This is a genomic window from Pseudomonas sp. SLBN-26, from assembly GCF_006715895.1.
Classification (GTDB): Bacteria; Pseudomonadota; Gammaproteobacteria; order Pseudomonadales; family Pseudomonadaceae; genus Metapseudomonas; species Metapseudomonas otitidis.
Genome location: NZ_VFOB01000001.1, coordinates 5,082,842 through 5,097,196 on the forward strand (window position 1 = coordinate 5,082,842; position 14,355 = coordinate 5,097,196).

The 14,355-nt window shown below is 68.6% G+C and carries 13 protein-coding genes; 8 read left to right on the forward strand and 5 right to left on the reverse strand.

Annotated features, from left to right (window positions below; genetic code table 11):
- The first annotated feature begins 41 nt into the window (after positions 1-41).
- The 5 genes from FBY21_RS23490 (at position 42) to FBY21_RS23510 (ending at position 5,793) form a co-directional block, all read left to right on the forward strand.
- Positions 42-2,636 (forward strand): PAS domain S-box protein, encoded by a 2,595-nt coding sequence (locus tag FBY21_RS23490; RefSeq protein WP_142014048.1) that lies wholly within the window; start codon positions 42-44, stop codon positions 2,634-2,636.
- A 96-nt stretch (positions 2,637-2,732) separates the two neighbouring features.
- On the forward strand, positions 2,733-2,996 hold the full coding sequence (locus FBY21_RS23495) for a PepSY domain-containing protein (protein ID WP_074970432.1): 264 nt from the start codon (positions 2,733-2,735) through the stop codon (positions 2,994-2,996).
- 1 nt (position 2,997) lies between these two features.
- Entirely contained in the window at positions 2,998-3,540 is a 543-nt protein-coding gene (locus tag FBY21_RS23500; RefSeq protein WP_142014051.1) for a cytochrome b/b6 domain-containing protein, read from the forward strand.
- A 111-nt stretch (positions 3,541-3,651) separates the two neighbouring features.
- Positions 3,652-5,028 carry an MFS transporter gene (locus tag FBY21_RS23505; RefSeq protein ID WP_142014054.1) on the forward strand — a complete coding sequence of 459 codons (1,377 nt, stop codon included), beginning with the start codon at positions 3,652-3,654 and terminating at the stop codon, positions 5,026-5,028.
- Between the two features lie 111 nt (positions 5,029-5,139).
- Positions 5,140-5,793, forward strand: coding sequence for a 7-cyano-7-deazaguanine/7-aminomethyl-7-deazaguanine transporter (locus FBY21_RS23510; RefSeq protein ID WP_044412983.1), 654 nt, complete (start codon positions 5,140-5,142; stop codon positions 5,791-5,793).
- Between the two features lie 114 nt (positions 5,794-5,907).
- On the opposite strand, the gene FBY21_RS23515 is transcribed toward FBY21_RS23510, so the two are convergent.
- From FBY21_RS23515 to FBY21_RS23535, 5 genes are all read right to left on the reverse strand, one after another.
- Positions 5,908-6,858 (reverse strand): adenosine deaminase, encoded by a 951-nt coding sequence (locus FBY21_RS23515; RefSeq protein ID WP_044412980.1) that lies wholly within the window; start codon positions 6,856-6,858, stop codon positions 5,908-5,910.
- A gap of 143 nt (positions 6,859-7,001) precedes the next feature.
- Positions 7,002-7,964, reverse strand: a complete 963-nt coding sequence (locus FBY21_RS23520; RefSeq protein ID WP_142014057.1) for a 2-oxoglutarate and iron-dependent oxygenase domain-containing protein — start codon at positions 7,962-7,964, stop codon at positions 7,002-7,004.
- A 62-nt stretch (positions 7,965-8,026) separates the two neighbouring features.
- Complete coding sequence (locus FBY21_RS23525) at positions 8,027-9,106, reverse strand: BMP family ABC transporter substrate-binding protein (RefSeq protein ID WP_142014061.1); 1,080 nt, start codon at positions 9,104-9,106, stop codon at positions 8,027-8,029.
- 187 nt (positions 9,107-9,293) lie between these two features.
- Positions 9,294-9,977 carry an SDR family oxidoreductase gene (locus tag FBY21_RS23530; RefSeq protein WP_142014064.1) on the reverse strand — a complete coding sequence of 228 codons (684 nt, stop codon included), beginning with the start codon at positions 9,975-9,977 and terminating at the stop codon, positions 9,294-9,296.
- Between the two features lie 60 nt (positions 9,978-10,037).
- Positions 10,038-10,958 (reverse strand): LysR family transcriptional regulator, encoded by a 921-nt coding sequence (locus tag FBY21_RS23535; RefSeq protein ID WP_044412968.1) that lies wholly within the window; start codon positions 10,956-10,958, stop codon positions 10,038-10,040.
- A 123-nt stretch (positions 10,959-11,081) separates the two neighbouring features.
- On the opposite strand from FBY21_RS23535, the gene FBY21_RS23540 reads away from it, so the two are divergent.
- The 3 genes from FBY21_RS23540 (at position 11,082) to FBY21_RS23550 (ending at position 14,273) form a co-directional block, all read left to right on the forward strand.
- Positions 11,082-12,428: an aspartate aminotransferase family protein gene (locus FBY21_RS23540; protein ID WP_044412965.1), complete on the forward strand. Its 1,347-nt coding sequence runs from the start codon at positions 11,082-11,084 to the stop codon at positions 12,426-12,428.
- Complete coding sequence (locus FBY21_RS23545) at positions 12,428-12,715, forward strand: cupin domain-containing protein (RefSeq protein ID WP_044412962.1); 288 nt, start codon at positions 12,428-12,430, stop codon at positions 12,713-12,715. Before FBY21_RS23540 ends, FBY21_RS23545 begins: the two co-directional genes overlap by 1 nt.
- Positions 12,716-12,776: 61 nt before the next feature.
- A complete protein-coding gene (locus FBY21_RS23550) occupies positions 12,777-14,273 on the forward strand; it encodes a CoA-acylating methylmalonate-semialdehyde dehydrogenase (RefSeq protein ID WP_142014067.1) in 1,497 nt (498 codons plus the stop codon).
- Positions 14,274-14,355: the final 82 nt, after the last annotated feature.

The following is a 14,355-nucleotide window of genomic DNA, read 5'->3' on the forward strand; positions in this document are numbered from 1 at the left end:
AGGCGCCCTGCAGCGCCGCGACTGCACCCAGGGAGACCTCCTTGCTGCCCCCCGATCCCCGCCCGCCCTCGCGAGGTTTCCCGCTCGACCTGACGCCACCCCGGCTCGGTCTCCACCTGCTGGTGCTCTTCGTCGGCTACCTGCTGCTCGCCCTCGGGGCGGCGTGGCTGTCCCGCCAGCCGGGCACCATCTCCACCCTGTGGTACGCCAACGCCTTCGGCATCGCCTTCCTGTGGAACCAGTCGCCGCGCCGCTGGCCCGTCCTGCTGGGGGTGATGGCGGGCGCCAACGTGCTGGCCGGCAGCCTGATCGGCGACACGCCGCAGATGTCCGCCTGCTTCGTCCCCGCCAACCTGCTGGAGATGAGCCTGGCCGCCTGGCTGCTGCGGCGCACCGGGGTGGCGGTGTACATGGACCGCAGCCCCCTGGCCTTCCTGCGCTTCATCCTGCTCGGCGTGCTGGTGCCGCCGCTGTTCAGCGCACCGCTGGCGGCCGGCCTGCTGCAATGGGCCGATTACGGCAGCTTCTGGCGCACGGCGCTGTCGTGGTTCGAGGGGGCGGTGCTCGGCACCGTGTCGATCCTGCCGTTGATGGTGCAGGTGCAGCTCCACGGCCTGCGCTCCCTGGATATCCGCCGCCGCCCCCGCGAGTTCGGCCTCTACTCCCTGGCGGTGCTGGTGATGACACCGGTGACGCTGCTCTACGTGCCGTTCCCCTTCGTCTACCTGTCCCTGCCGCTGCTGCTGGCGGCGGCGCGCCTGAGCTTCGGTGGCACCGCGCTGCTGGTGGGCTGCATGTCGCTGCTGGGCGGGCTGGTGATCGCCGCCGGCGAGCTGGATGCGCCGCGGGTCGACGGCGTGGCCCGCGAGCTGGCGATCTACCTGCCGTTGCTGCTGTCGCTGTTGCCGCCGCTGCTGCTGGCGGCGGCGGTGGAGCAGGGCCGGCGGCGTCGCCGTGACCTGGCGGCCAGCGAGGCGCGCTTCCGCTCGGCCATGGACGAGTCCGCCATCGGCATGGCCCTGGTGGACCTGGACGGCCGCTGGCAGGGGATCAACCGTGCCTTGTGCGAGATGCTCGACTACAACCGGGACGACCTGCTGCGGCTGTCGTTCCGGGAGATTTCCCACCCCGACGACCTGCCCCGGGACCTGGCCCTGCTGGACGAGCTGCTGGCCGGGCAGCGCACCAGCTATCGCCTGGAGAAACGCTACCTGCGCCGCGACGGCCGCGAAGTCTGGGCGCTGCTGGCGGTGTCGCTGGTGCGCGACGACGAAGGGCGGCCGCAATACTTCATCGCCCAGATCGAGGACATCGACCGCCGCAAGCGCGCCGAAGCCCGCGAGGCCGACCTGCTGCGGCGCTATTCCCTGGCCACCGAAAGCAGTGGCGTGGGCGTGTGGGAGTGGTACCTGGCCAGCGACCGCATCATGTGGGACGACAGCCTGTTCCGCCTCTACGGCCTGGCGCCCCGGCCCGGCGCGGTCAGCTACGGCGACTGGGCGCGCTACCTGCACCCGGCGGATGCCCCCGGCGTCCACTGCCAGCTGCAGCAGGTGCGCCAGGGCCAGGAGCAGGCGGACATCGAGTTCCGCGTCATCCACCCGGACGGCCAGGTGCGCGTGCTGCGTGCCCTCGGCAGCCTGGTGCGTGACGCCTCGGGCGAGCCGGAGCGGATGGTCGGCACCGCCTGGGACGTGACCGAGCTGCGCCAGCTGGCCGAGCGCCTGCGGGACGAGCGCGAGCGCCTGCAGGTGACCCTGAACTCCATCGGCGACGGGGTGGTGACCACCGACCTGCAGGGCCGGGTCAACTTCCTCAACCCGGTGGCGGTGCGCCTCAGCGGCTGGAGCAACGAGCGTGCCCTGGGCCAGCCCATCGAGACGGTGCTGCCCCTGGAGGGCGAGCACGGCGAGGTGCTGGAGAACCCGGTGCGGCAGTGCCTGGAGCAGGGCACCCACGCCAGCATTCCCGGCCTTTCCTCCCTGCGTCACCCGGCCGGCGGTCTGGTGGCGGTGCGCGGCCAGGCCGCGCCGATCCGCAGTGGCCAGGGCGAGTTGCTGGGCAGCGTGCTGGTGTTCACCGACGTCAGCGAGGCGCGGGCGATGCAGAAGCACCTGCGCTACGCCGCCACCCACGACGCCCTCACCGCGCTGCTCAACCGCTCCGCCTTCGAGAGCGCCCTGGCCGAGAGCTGCCACGACGCCGAGCAGAACGACCGCCACAGCGTGCTCTGCTTCATCGACCTGGACCGCTTCAAGCATGTCAACGACACCGCCGGGCATGCCGCCGGCGACGAGATGCTGCGGCGCATCGCCCGGCTGATGCAGTCCCTGGTGCGCAGCGGCGATGTGCTGGCGCGACTGGGTGGCGACGAGTTCGCGCTGATCCTGCGCAACTGCCCGCTGGACCGCGCCCAGTTGCTGGGCAACCGGCTGATCGAGGGCATCACCCAGATGCCTTTCGAGTGGGAGGACCAGCCCTTCAGCGTCGGCGCCAGCCTGGGCCTGTCGCGTATCCGCCCGGGCAACAGCGACCCCGAGCAGCTGCTGCGCCAGGCCGACGCGGCCTGCTATCAGGCCAAGCGCTCGGGGCGCGGCTGCCTGGCGATCCACGCGGGGTCTTCGGCGGGGGCCTGAGGCCGTCGCGAAACGCTACAAGGGTTTCGCGCCTGGCAGCCACGGCGGCCGTGGCCTATACCTGCTGGACCCAAACCGAACCACGAGGACATTCCCATGCGCACGTTGCTGCTCTGCCTGGCCTTCGCCAGCCCCCTGGCCATCGCCGGGCCCCAGTGCACCACCGCCGACAAGGCCCAGTGGCAGGACCAGACCAAGTTCCAGGAGGCCCTCAAGGCCCAGGGCTACGAGATCAAGAAGTTCAAGGTCACCAGCGGCAACTGCTACGAGATCTATGGCTGGGACAAGGACAAGCGCAAGGTCGAGATCTATTACGACCCGGTCTCCGGCAAGGCCGTGAAGGAAAACGTCGAAGGCTGACATGACCGACGCCCGCATCCGCCTCTGGGACCCGCTGGTACGCATCGGCCACTGGACCCTGGTGACCGCCTTCGTGGCCAACTACTTCTTCACCGAGGCGGGCGAGGACTGGCACCGCTGGCTCGGCTACAGCGCCCTGGTGGCGGTGCTGGTGCGCCTGGTGTGGGGCTTCGTCGGCCCCACGCCGGCACGCTGGTCGGACTTCTGGCCCTGGCCCTCGCGGCTGGCCGAGCACGCCCGGGCGCTGGTCAGCGGGCGCCCCTACCATCGCCTGGGGCACTCGCCCATCGGCGCGCTGGTGATGGTGCTCATGCTGCTGCTGATGTTCGGCCTGGGCGTGAGCGGCTTCCTGATGGAGGAGGTGGACTACTTCTGGGGCGAGGACCTGCCCAAGGAGATCCACGAACTCATGGCCAACACCCTGGCCGGCCTGGTCTGCGTGCACCTGCTGGCGGCCGTGGTGGAAAGTGTGCGGCTGCGGGAGAACCTGCCGCTGTCGATGATCACCGGCCGCCGCCGCGCGCCCCACGCGCCCCACGACTGACGCCCGCCAGGTCGGCGACGGGCCCCCGCAGGTCGCATCCAGCCAATCGCCGCGCCGACCCTCCCTCCCATACTCGTGGCGGACACCGCACCGAGCCGCGAGGGACACCGCATGCACGCACCCGGATACACCGCCGCCGAGCGCCTGGAGCGCTTGCCCATCAGCGGTTACCACCGCCTCATCTTCCTGATCATCGCCCTGGCGTTCTTCTTCGACTCCATGGACCTGGCGATGATGACCTTCCTGCTCGGCTCGATCCGCACCGAGTTCGGCCTCAGCAGCGCCCAGACCGGGATGCTCGCCAGCGCCAGTTTCGTCGGCATGGTAGTGGGGGCCTCGCTGTCGGGGATGCTCGCCGACCGCTTCGGCCGCAAGCCGGTGTTCCAGGGCAGCATCGTGCTCTGGGGGCTGGCCAGCTACCTGTGTTCCACCGCCCAGGACGTGGAGAGCCTGACGCTGTTCCGCATCCTCCTGGGGATCGGCATGGGCATGGAATTCCCCATCGCTCAGTCGCTGCTCTCGGAGATGATTCCGGCCTCGCGGCGCGGTCGCTACATCGCCCTCATGGACGGCTTCTGGCCGCTGGGGTTCGTCAGCGCCGGGGTGCTCTCCTACCTGCTGCTGGAGCGCATCGGCTGGCGCGACATCTTCCTGGTACTGGCCCTGCCGGCGGTGTTCGTGCTGGTGATCCGCTTCTTCATCCCCGAATCACCCCGCTGGCTGGAGCAGGTGGGCCGACTCAAGGACGCCGACCGCGTGTTGCGCGACATCGAGCGGCGGGTGGCCGCTTCCCTGGGCCTGGCGCAGTTGCCCGAGCCCGCGCGGCTGCCGCGCCAGGCGGTGCGTGCGCCGAGCCTGTTCGCGGCCTTCGGCGAGTTGTGGTCGCCGCGCTTCCGCCATCGCACGCTGATGATCTGGAGCCTGTGGTTCCTCGCCCTGCTGGGCTTCTACGGCCTCACCTCCTGGCTCAGCGCCTTGCTGCAGCAATCGGGGTTCGCGGTGACCCAGTCGGTCTACTACACGGTGCTGATCTCCCTCGGCGGCATCCCCGGCTTCCTCGTCGCCGCCTGGCTGGTGGAGCGCTGGGGGCGCAAGCCCACCTGCGTGATGACGCTGCTGGGCGGCGGCGTCATGGCCTTCTGCTACGGGCAGAGCGCGGTGTTCGGCGGCAACCAGGCACTGCTGATCGGCACCGGCCTGGCCATGCAGTTCTTCCTCTTCGGCATGTGGGCGGTGCTCTACACCTGGACCCCGGAGCTGTACCCCACCTCGGCACGGGCCACCGGCTCGGGCTTCGCCTCGGCCGTGGGGCGCATCGGCTCGCTGCTGGGCCCGACCCTGGGCGGGCTGCTGATCCCGCTGGCGGGGCAGGTCGGGGTGTTCGCCCTCGGGGCGCTGTGCTTCGGCCTGGCCGCGCTGGTGGTGGCGCTGTTCGGTGTGGAGACCCGTGGGCAGACCCTGGAGGCGCTGTCCGGGGAGGGCGGCTGAGCAGACGAAGCGCCTTTTGTTGACGCGCGGGTCAAGTTAGAATGCGCGTCGCTGTGGCATAGGGCCATGGCATGGGTTCCCTCACCCCATCAGCCAAAAAGGATGACCTCCATGTCCGTCGCGTTTCCCGCGGCCTGGCGCCCTGCGCTGGCCGGCCTGATCGTTTTCCACATCCTCATCATCATCGCCAGCAACTACCTGGTGCAGCTGCCCATGACCCTGTTCGGCTGGCAGACCACCTGGGGCGCCTTCAGCTTCCCGTTCATCTTCCTCGCCACCGACCTGACGGTGCGGCTGATGGGCAAGCAGGCAGCGCGGCGGGTCATCGCCCGGGTCATGGTGCCGGCGCTGGCGGCCTCCTACGTCGTCTCGGTGCTGTTCCAGGATGCAGCGTTCCAGGGCTTCGGCGCCCTGGGCGAATTCAACCTGTTCGTCGCCCGCATCTCCCTGGCGAGCTTCCTCGCCTACGTGCTCGGGCAGGTGCTGGACATCCAGGTGTTCGACCGCCTGCGCAAGATGCGCCAGTGGTGGATCGCCCCGGTGGTCTCCACCATCGCCGGCAACCTGCTGGACACCTTCACCTTCTTCTCCGTCGCCTTCTGGCAGAGCGACAACCCCTTCATGGCCGAGCACTGGGTGGAGATCGCCACCGTCGACTACGGGGTGAAGCTCAGCGTCAGCCTGCTGCTGTTCGTACCGCTGTACGGCGTGCTGCTGGCCGGCATCCTCCGCGCCATCACCCCCCGCAGCGAACGCACCGCCTGATATCCCCCGCCGGTGCATCGGTGGAGACTCACCAGAGTCTTGCCGGTGTTCCGCTTCAGCCCACCGCTCTGCCATGTCCACTCGCAAGAAGGGCCGCTTCGCGGCCCTTTTCGTTCACTTCACCAGCCGTGCATCCAGGCTGTTCTGCGCCAGGCGCTGGGCCTGGTCCTGGGTCATGCCCAGGTGTTCGTGCAGGGCGAAGAAGTTCTCGGTGACGTAGCCGCCGAAGTAGGCCGGGTCGTCGGAGTTCACCGTGACCTTCACGCCGCGTTCGAGCATGTCGAGGATGTTGTGCTGGCTCATGTGGTCGAACACGCACAGCTTGGTGTTGGACAGCGGGCAGACGGTCAGCGGGATCTGCTCGTCGATGATGCGCTGCATCAGGCGTTCGTCCTCGATGGCGCGCACGCCGTGGTCGATGCGCTGGATCTTCAGCAGGTCCAGGGCTTCCCAGATGTATTCCGGCGGGCCTTCCTCGCCGGCGTGGGCGACGGTGAGGAAGCCTTCGGCGCGGGCGCGGTCGAACACGCGCTGGAACTTGCTCGGCGGGTGGCCTTGCTCGGAGCTGTCCAGGCCCACGGCGACGAAGGCGTCACGGAAGGGCAGGGCCTGGTCGAGGGTCTTCTGCGCTTCGTCCTCGGAGAGGTGGCGCAGGAAGCTGAGGATCAGCCCGGAGCTGATGCCGAGCTGCTTGCGGCCGTCGTCCAGGGCGTGGCGGATGCCGTTCAGCACCACCTCGAAGGGGATGCCGCGATCGGTGTGGGTCTGCGGGTCGAAGAAGGGCTCGGTGTGGATCACGTTCTGCGCCTTGCAGCGCTGCAGGTAGGCCCAGGTCAGGTCGTAGAAGTCCTGCTCGGTGCGCAGCACGTCGGCGCCCTGGTAGTACAGGTCGAGGAACTCCTGCAGGTTGTTGAAGGCGTAGGCGCTGCGCAGGCTCTCCACGTCGCCCCAGGGCAGGGCGACCTTGTTGCGTTCGGCCAGGGCGAACAGCAGCTCGGGCTCCAGGGAACCCTCCAGGTGCAGGTGCAGTTCGGCCTTGGGCAGGGCGTTGAGCCAGTCGTACATGGTGTTTTCTCGTGATCAGGCGGGGTTGTGGCGGGCAAGTTTAACTTCCCGGACAGGTTTTCGCCGTACCCGCGCCCGAACACCCGGGCCGCGCGGCACGGCCCCTGACGAATGGCCCTGTTCCGCCGAGGGCCGGCCACTGGTCAGGCCGTTTCCTCCCGTCGGTAGGCGTAGGTGTCGGCAAAGCGCGAGAGCAGGTACTCGGCGCTGGTCACCGGTGGGTACTTCGGCGGGTTGTCGGCGCTGGAGCAGTTGGGCAGGCAGCTGATCTCGGTGTCCGGGTGCGGTTCGGCGAAGAAGGGCATGGAGTAGCGGTGCACCCCCAGCGGGCTGATGACCCGGTGCGGGGTGGAGGTGTAACGGTCGTTGCTCCAGCGCGCCATCATGTCGCCGATGTTGACCACGAAGCTGCCGGGGATCGGTGGCGCGTCGATCCACTCCCCGTGGACGTTGCGCACCTGCAGGCCGCCGGCGTCGTCCTGGTAGAGGAGGGTGACGCAGCCGTAGTCGGTGTGGGCGCCGGCGCCCGGCTGGTCGGCGCTGCGGGCGGTGTGGCGCGGCGGGTAGTGGATCATGCGGAACACGCTGATGGGCTCGGCGAAGCGCGCATCGAAGAAGTCGCGCTCGATGCCCAGGGCCAGGGCGATGGCCCGCAGCAGGGTCTGCGCCAGGGCCTGCATGTCGGCGTAGTGCTGCTCCATGAGCGGCGCCCAGCCGGGCAGGTCGGGGTGGCGGTTGGGCCCGCGCAGGGGCTTGCCGGCCAGCACCTCGGGGTGGTCGGCGGCCATGTGGAAGCCCATGTCGAAGGTTTCCTTCAGGTCGCTGGGCTGGGTCGGGTCGAGCTGTTCGGTGGCGATGGCGCCGTAGCCGCGGTGGTGGGCGGTGCGGGTGATGTCGATCTTCAGCTTCTCGGCCTCGGGCTGGGCGAAGAAGGCCTTGGCCGCTGCCAGCAGCGCGTCGATGCGCTCGGGCGGGATGCCGTGTCCGGTGATGTAGAAGAAGCCCCAGTCGCGGCAGGCGGCGTCGATCTGGGTGGCGACATCGCGCCAGGCGGTGCTGTCTGTGCCATAGAGCGGGGCGATGTCGATGAGGGGAAGCGTGTTCATCGGGGTGTCCTTCGGGTATGCGGGTCAGCACCCTCTCCCCGCGCACGGGGAGAGGGCGGGGCTTACTTCGGCAGTTCCGCCTTGATGCCTTCGACGTAGTAGTTCATGCCCGCCAGGTCGGCGTTGGTGGCGACCACGCCGTCGGCCAGCTTGAGGGCGCCGCTCTGGTCCTTGATCGGGCCGGTGAAGGGGTGGAACTCGCCGCTCTTGATGCGGGCGATGATTTTCTCCGCCTCGGCCTTCACGTCGGTGGGCACCAGGTCGCTGATGGGCAGTTGGATAGTGTCCTCGGCCAGGCCGCCCCAGTAGTCCTGGGACTTCCAGGTGCCGGCCATCACGCCTTCGGCGGCCTGGATGTAGTGCGGGCCCCAGTTGTTGACGATGGAGGTGAGCACGGCCTTGGGCCCGAAGTGCGCCATGTCCGAGGCGTAGCCCACGGAGTACACGCCACGGCGTTCGGCGGCCTGGATCGGCGCCGGGCTGTCGGTGTGCTGGAAGACCACGTCGACGCCCTGGTCGATCAGCGCGTTGGCGGCGTCGGCTTCCTTGCCCGGGTCGAACCAGGAGTTGACCCAGACCACCTTGATCTCGGCCTGCGGGTCGTACTTGTTCAGCGCCAGCTGGATGGCGTTGATGTCGCGGATCACCTCGGGGATGGGGAAGGAGGCGATGTAGCCGATCTTGTGGCTCTTGGTCATCTTCGCGGCGAGGAAGCCGCCGACGTAGCGGCCCTCATAGGAACGCGACAGGTAGGTGCCGAGGTTCTTGTCCTGCTTGTAGCCGGTGGCGTGTTCGAAGGTGACCTTGGGGAACTGCTTGGCCACCTTGGCGGTGGGGTTCATGTAGCCGAAGGAGGTGGTGAAGATCAGGTCGTAGCCGCCCTTGGCCATGTTGCGGATGACCCGCTCGGCGTCGGCACCCTCGGCGACGTTTTCCACGTAGGTGGTCTCCACCTTGTCGCCCAGCTTGGCCACCAGGGCCTTGCGACCTTCCTCATGCTGGTAGGTCCAGCCATGGTCGCCGATGGGGCCGACGTAGACGAAGCCGACCTTCAGCGGGTCGGCGGCGGAGGCGCCGAGGGTGGCGCTGAAGCCGATGGCGGCGACGAGGGTGCGCAGCAGGTTCTTCTTGGAATGGAACATGGGGGATGGGGCTCCTGGTCTGTTGTTCTGTGCTGTGCCCTGTGGGCTGACCAGGCGATTGCAAAAAATTGACCAACTGGACAGGCGGCGCGCAAAGCCCCGTACCAGGCCGGTTGGTGCAGGCGGGCGGCGCCGTCCGCGAGCGCGGATGGTGCACGGCGGTGCCGCCGCGCCGCCTGCTGGTGCGTCACCAGGGCAGGGCCTGGCCCTTGTAGTCGAGGTAATGCTGGCCGCCGCGACCGGCGTGAGCTTCGATCTGGCGCAGGAGGCCGGCGGTGCTGGTTTCCACGTCGATGTCGGCGGCGTCGCCGCCCATGTCGGTCTTCACCCAGCCCGGGTGCAGGTTGAGCAGGGTGGGGCGCGGGCCCTGCCATTCCGCCAGCAGGCTGCGGGTGAGGGAGTTGAGCGCGGCCTTGCTGGCGCGGTAGAGCGCCAGGCCACCGCTGTCGTTGCCGGCCACGCTGCCGAGGGTGGAGCTCATGAAGGCCAGGGTGCCGCCGTCGCGCAGCTGGCCCTTGAGGCGCTCGGCCAGGCGCACCGGGGCGACGGCGTTGGTCATGAACAGCTGGGCGACCTCGGCTTCGCTGACCTGGCTGGCCGACTGGTGGGCGGGGCCGTAGATGCCGGCGTTGACCAGGATGAGGTCGAAGCGGCGACCTTCCAGCTGGCGGGCCAGGGCGTCCTGGCTGTCGGCCTGGGTCAGTTCCAGGGTGGCCAGCTCGACGCCGGGCAGGGCGGCCAGTTCACTGGCGCGGGCCGGGTCGCGCACGGTGGCGGTGACCTGCCAGCCGGCGCCGAGCAGCTGGCGCACCAGGCCCAGGCCGATGCCGCGGGATGCCCCGATGACCAGGGCGGAGTGTGGGGTGCTCATGGGCGGTCCTCCTTGGGATGAGGGGGCCAGCCTACTCGCTTCCGCCGTCGCCCGCGCGCTTCAGCTGGTGCCGGCCAGGGCGTCGAGGAAGCTCTCCAGCACCAGGTGCGGGCGCCGGCCCTTGCGGGTCACGGTGGCCAGGCTGAGGTCGTAGAAGCGGCTCGCCGGCTTGAGGGCGCGCAGGCGGCCCTGCTGCACCCAGAAGGTGGCGTAGTGGTCCGGCAGGTAGCCGATGTAGCGCCCGGTGAGGATGAGGAAGGCCATGCCTTCGCGGTCCGACGCGCTGGCGGTGCAGTTCAGCGCCTGGTACAGGGCCTGGATCTCGGCCGGCAGGCGGAAGGTGGGGGCGATGGCTTCCTGGTCGTTCAGGCGGGCATCGTCCAGCTGGGTGTCGTCGACGTAGAACAGCGGGTGCCCGACAGCGCAGTAGAGCAGCGAACGTTCCTCGTACAGCGGCTGGTACTCCAGCCCGGACAGCGCCGCCGTCTGCGGCACCACGCCGACGTGCACACGGCCGTCCAGCACCCCTTGCTCCACCTCGCTGGGGGGCGTCATGCGGATGTTGATCACCACGTCCGGCCCGCGTTCCTTGAGCCGTGCCAGGGCGTGGGTGATGCGCATGTGCGGCAGGGTGACGAGGTTGTCGGTGAGGCCGATGTTCAGCTCGCCGCGCAGGTGCTGGTGCAGGCCGTTGACCTCGGTGCGGAAGGTCTCCAGGGAGGCCAGCAGCTGCTGGGTGGACTGGTAGACCTCGCGGCCTTCCTCGGTCAGCGCGAAGCCGGCCCGGCCGCGCTGGCACAGGCGCAGGCCGAGGCGCTGCTCCAGGTCGCTCATCTGCTGGCTGATGGCCGAGCGGCCGATGCCCAGCACCGTTTCCGCAGCGGAGAAACCGCCGCACTCGACCACGCTGCGGAAGATCCGCAGCAGGCGGATATCGAAGTCACTGACCTGGCCGAGAGGCTCTGGGCGGCGGGTGCTCATTGTTTAGTGAACCCTGAAGTGAAGTTTTCAAAAGTTGGATTTTCCTGACTTTATGCCCGTGGCAATGTCGACTGCAAGAACCCCTCGGTTCCACCCATGACCTGAATTGCGAGGCAGACAGGAATGAACATGCCGCAGACCACCACCCCGTCCCTGGCCAGCCAGCTGAAGCTGGATGCCCACTGGATGCCCTTCTCCGCCAACCGCAACTTCCAGCGCGATCCCCGTCTGATCGTGGCCGCCGAAGGCAGCTGGCTGATCGATGACCAGGGCCGTCGCGTGTACGACAGCCTGTCGGGCCTGTGGACCTGCGGCGCCGGTCACTCCCGCAAGGAAATCCAGGAAGCCGTGGCCAAGCAGCTCGGCACCCTCGACTACTCCCCCGGCTTCCAGTTCGGCCACCCGCTGTCCTTCAAGCTGGCCGAGAAGATCGCCAGCCTGACCCCCGGTGAGCTGAACCACGTGTTCTTCACCGGTTCCGGCTCCGAGTGCGCCGACACCGCCATCAAGATGGCACGCGCCTACTGGCGCCTGAAAGGCCAGCCGCAGAAGACCAAGCTGATCGGCCGTGCCCGTGGCTACCACGGTGTGAACGTCGCCGGCACCGCCCTGGGCGGCATCGGCGGCAACCGCAAGATGTTCGGCCAGCTGATGGACGTCGACCACCTGCCCCACACCCTGCAGCCGGGCATGGCCTTCACCAAGGGCATGGCCGCCACCGGTGGCGTGGAGCTGGCCAACGAACTGCTCAAGCTGATCGAACTGCACGACGCCTCCAACATCGCCGCCGTGATCGTCGAGCCGATGTCTGGTTCCGCCGGGGCCATCGTCCCGCCGGTGGGCTACCTGCCGCGCCTGCGGGAGATCTGCGACCAGCACAACATCCTGCTGATCTTCGACGAAGTGATCACCGGCTTCGGCCGCATGGGTAAGTGGACCGGCGCCGAGTACTTCGGTGTGACCCCGGACCTGATGAACGTCGCCAAGCAGATCACCAACGGTGCCATCCCGCTGGGCGCGGTGATCGCCAGCCGCGAGATCTACGAGACCTTCATGAACCAGGCCACCCCGGAATACGCGGTGGAGTTCACCCACGGCTACACCTACTCCGGTCACCCGGTCGCCTGCGCCGCCGGCCTGGCCGCCCTGGAGGTGCTGGAGAAGGAGAACCTCATCCAGCAGTCCGCCGAGCTGGCTCCGCACTTCGAGAAGGCCCTGCACGGCCTGAAGGGCGCCAAGCACGTGGTCGACATCCGCAACTGCGGCCTGGCCGGTGCCCTGCAGATCGCCCCGCGTGACGGCGACGCCATCGTCCGTCCGTTCGAGGCCGGCATGGCCCTGTGGAAGGCCGGCTTCTACGTCCGCTTCGGCGGCGACACCCTGCAGTTCGGGCCCACCTTCAACGCCAAGCCGGAAGACCTCGACCGCGTGTTCGACGCCGTCGGCCAGGCCCTGCAAGGCGTCGCCTGATGAGCGGGCGCCCGCAGGCCGTGCCCACCGTGCAGGTGGACAACGCCGAGGTGATCGTCACCGAGTGGCGCTTCGCCCCGGGCGCCGAGACCGGTCGCCATCGGCATGGCTACGATTACGTGGTCGTGCCCATGACCGACGGCACCCTGCTGCTCGAAACCCCGGAGGGCGAGAAGCTCGCCCCCCTGGTGGCCGGGCAGGCCTACTTCCGCAAGGCCGGCGTCGAGCACAACGTGATCAACGCCAGCGACCACGACGTGGTCTTCGTGGAAACCGAACTCAAGTAATGCACGGTCCGCAGCGCCCGCTGCGGACCCACCGGACAAGAACCTGCAAGAGACCCCACCCATGAGCCTCATCCCGCACCTGATCAACGGCGAACGCGTCGCCGACCAAGGCCGCACCGCCGACGTGTTCAACCCGTCCACCGGCGAAGCCATCCACAAGGTCGGCCTGGCCAGCCGCGAAACCCTGCAGAAGGCCATCGACGCCGCCAAGGCCGCCTTCCCCGCCTGGCGCAACACCCCGCCGGCCAAGCGCGCCCAGGTGCTGTTCCGCTTCAAGCAACTGCTGGAGCAGAACGAGGCCGAGATTTCCCGCCTGATCAGCCAGGAGCACGGCAAGACCCTCGAAGACGCCGCCGGTGAACTCAAGCGCGGCATCGAGAACGTCGAGTACGCCTGCGCCGCCCCCGAGATCCTCAAGGGCGAGTACAGCCGCAACGTTGGCCCGAACATCGACGCCTGGAGCGACTTCCAGCCGGTGGGCGTGGTCGCCGGCATCACCCCGTTCAACTTCCCGGCCATGGTGCCGCTGTGGATGTACCCGCTGGCCATCGCCTGCGGCAACACCTTCATCCTCAAGCCCTCCGAGCGCGACCCCAGCTCCACCCTGTTCATCGCCGAACTGTTCGAGCAGGCCGGCCTGCCCAAGGGCGTGCTGAACGTGGTGAACGGCGACAAGGAAGCCGTGGACGGCCTGATCGAAGCGCCGGAAGTGAAGGCCATCAGCTTCGTCGGCTCCACCCCCATCGCCGAATACATCTACAGCGAAGGCACCAAGCGCGGTAAGCGCATCCAGGCCCTGGGCGGCGCCAAGAACCACGCCGTGCTGATGCCCGATGCCGACCTCGACAACGCCGTCAGCGCACTGATGGGCGCCGCCTACGGCTCCTGCGGCGAGCGCTGCATGGCCATCTCCGTGGCCGTGTGCGTGGGCGACCAGATCGCCGATGCGCTGGTGGAGAAGATCGTTCCGCAGATCAAGGGCCTGAAGATCGGCGCCGGCACCACCTGCGGCCTGGACATGGGCCCGCTGGTCACCGCCGCCGCCCGCGACAAGGTGGTTGGCTACATCGACGACGGCGTCGCAGCCGGCGCCAAGCTGGTGGTGGACGGCCGTGGCTACCGCGTCGCCGGTCATGAAGACGGCTACTTCGTCGGCGGCACCCTGTTCGACAACGTCACCGCCGACATGCGCATCTACCAGGAAGAGATCTTCGGCCCGGTGCTCTGCATCGTTCGCGTCGGCAGCCTGGAAGAAGCCATGCAGCTGATCAACGACCACGAGTACGGCAACGGCACCTGCATCTTCACCCGCGACGGTGAAGCCGCCCGCCTGTTCTGCGACGAGATCGAAGTGGGCATGGTCGGCGTCAACGTGCCGCTGCCGGTCCCGGTCAGCTACCACAGCTTCGGTGGCTGGAAGCGTTCTTTGTTCGGCGACCTGCACGCCTACGGCCCGGACGGCGTGCGCTTCTACACCCGCCGCAAGGCCATCACCCAGCGCTGGCCGCAGCGCGCCAGCCACGAGGCCGCGCAGTTCGCGTTCCCCAGCAACGGCTGATCCGTACAGGCAAGGGGCATGACCGGTGACGGTCATGCCCCTTTTTCTTTTACCCACGTCCAGAGGTCCCGCTCCGCTCGTC

Coding starts and splice junctions, on each gene's coding strand:
- FBY21_RS23495 (WP_074970432.1), top strand. CDS start 2,733: ATGCGCACGTTGCTGCTCTGCCTGGCCTTCGCCAGCCCCCTGGCCATC.
- FBY21_RS23500 (WP_142014051.1), top strand. CDS start 2,998: ATGACCGACGCCCGCATCCGCCTCTGGGACCCGCTGGTACGCATCGGC.
- FBY21_RS23505 (WP_142014054.1), top strand. CDS start 3,652: ATGCACGCACCCGGATACACCGCCGCCGAGCGCCTGGAGCGCTTGCCC.
- FBY21_RS23510 (WP_044412983.1), top strand. CDS start 5,140: ATGTCCGTCGCGTTTCCCGCGGCCTGGCGCCCTGCGCTGGCCGGCCTG.
- FBY21_RS23515 (WP_044412980.1), bottom strand. CDS start 6,858: ATGTACGACTGGCTCAACGCCCTGCCCAAGGCCGAACTGCACCTGCAC.
- FBY21_RS23520 (WP_142014057.1), bottom strand. CDS start 7,964: ATGAACACGCTTCCCCTCATCGACATCGCCCCGCTCTATGGCACAGAC.
- FBY21_RS23525 (WP_142014061.1), bottom strand. CDS start 9,106: ATGTTCCATTCCAAGAAGAACCTGCTGCGCACCCTCGTCGCCGCCATC.
- FBY21_RS23530 (WP_142014064.1), bottom strand. CDS start 9,977: ATGAGCACCCCACACTCCGCCCTGGTCATCGGGGCATCCCGCGGCATC.
- FBY21_RS23535 (WP_044412968.1), bottom strand. CDS start 10,958: ATGAGCACCCGCCGCCCAGAGCCTCTCGGCCAGGTCAGTGACTTCGAT.
- FBY21_RS23540 (WP_044412965.1), top strand. CDS start 11,082: ATGAACATGCCGCAGACCACCACCCCGTCCCTGGCCAGCCAGCTGAAG.
- FBY21_RS23545 (WP_044412962.1), top strand. CDS start 12,428: ATGAGCGGGCGCCCGCAGGCCGTGCCCACCGTGCAGGTGGACAACGCC.
- FBY21_RS23550 (WP_142014067.1), top strand. CDS start 12,777: ATGAGCCTCATCCCGCACCTGATCAACGGCGAACGCGTCGCCGACCAA.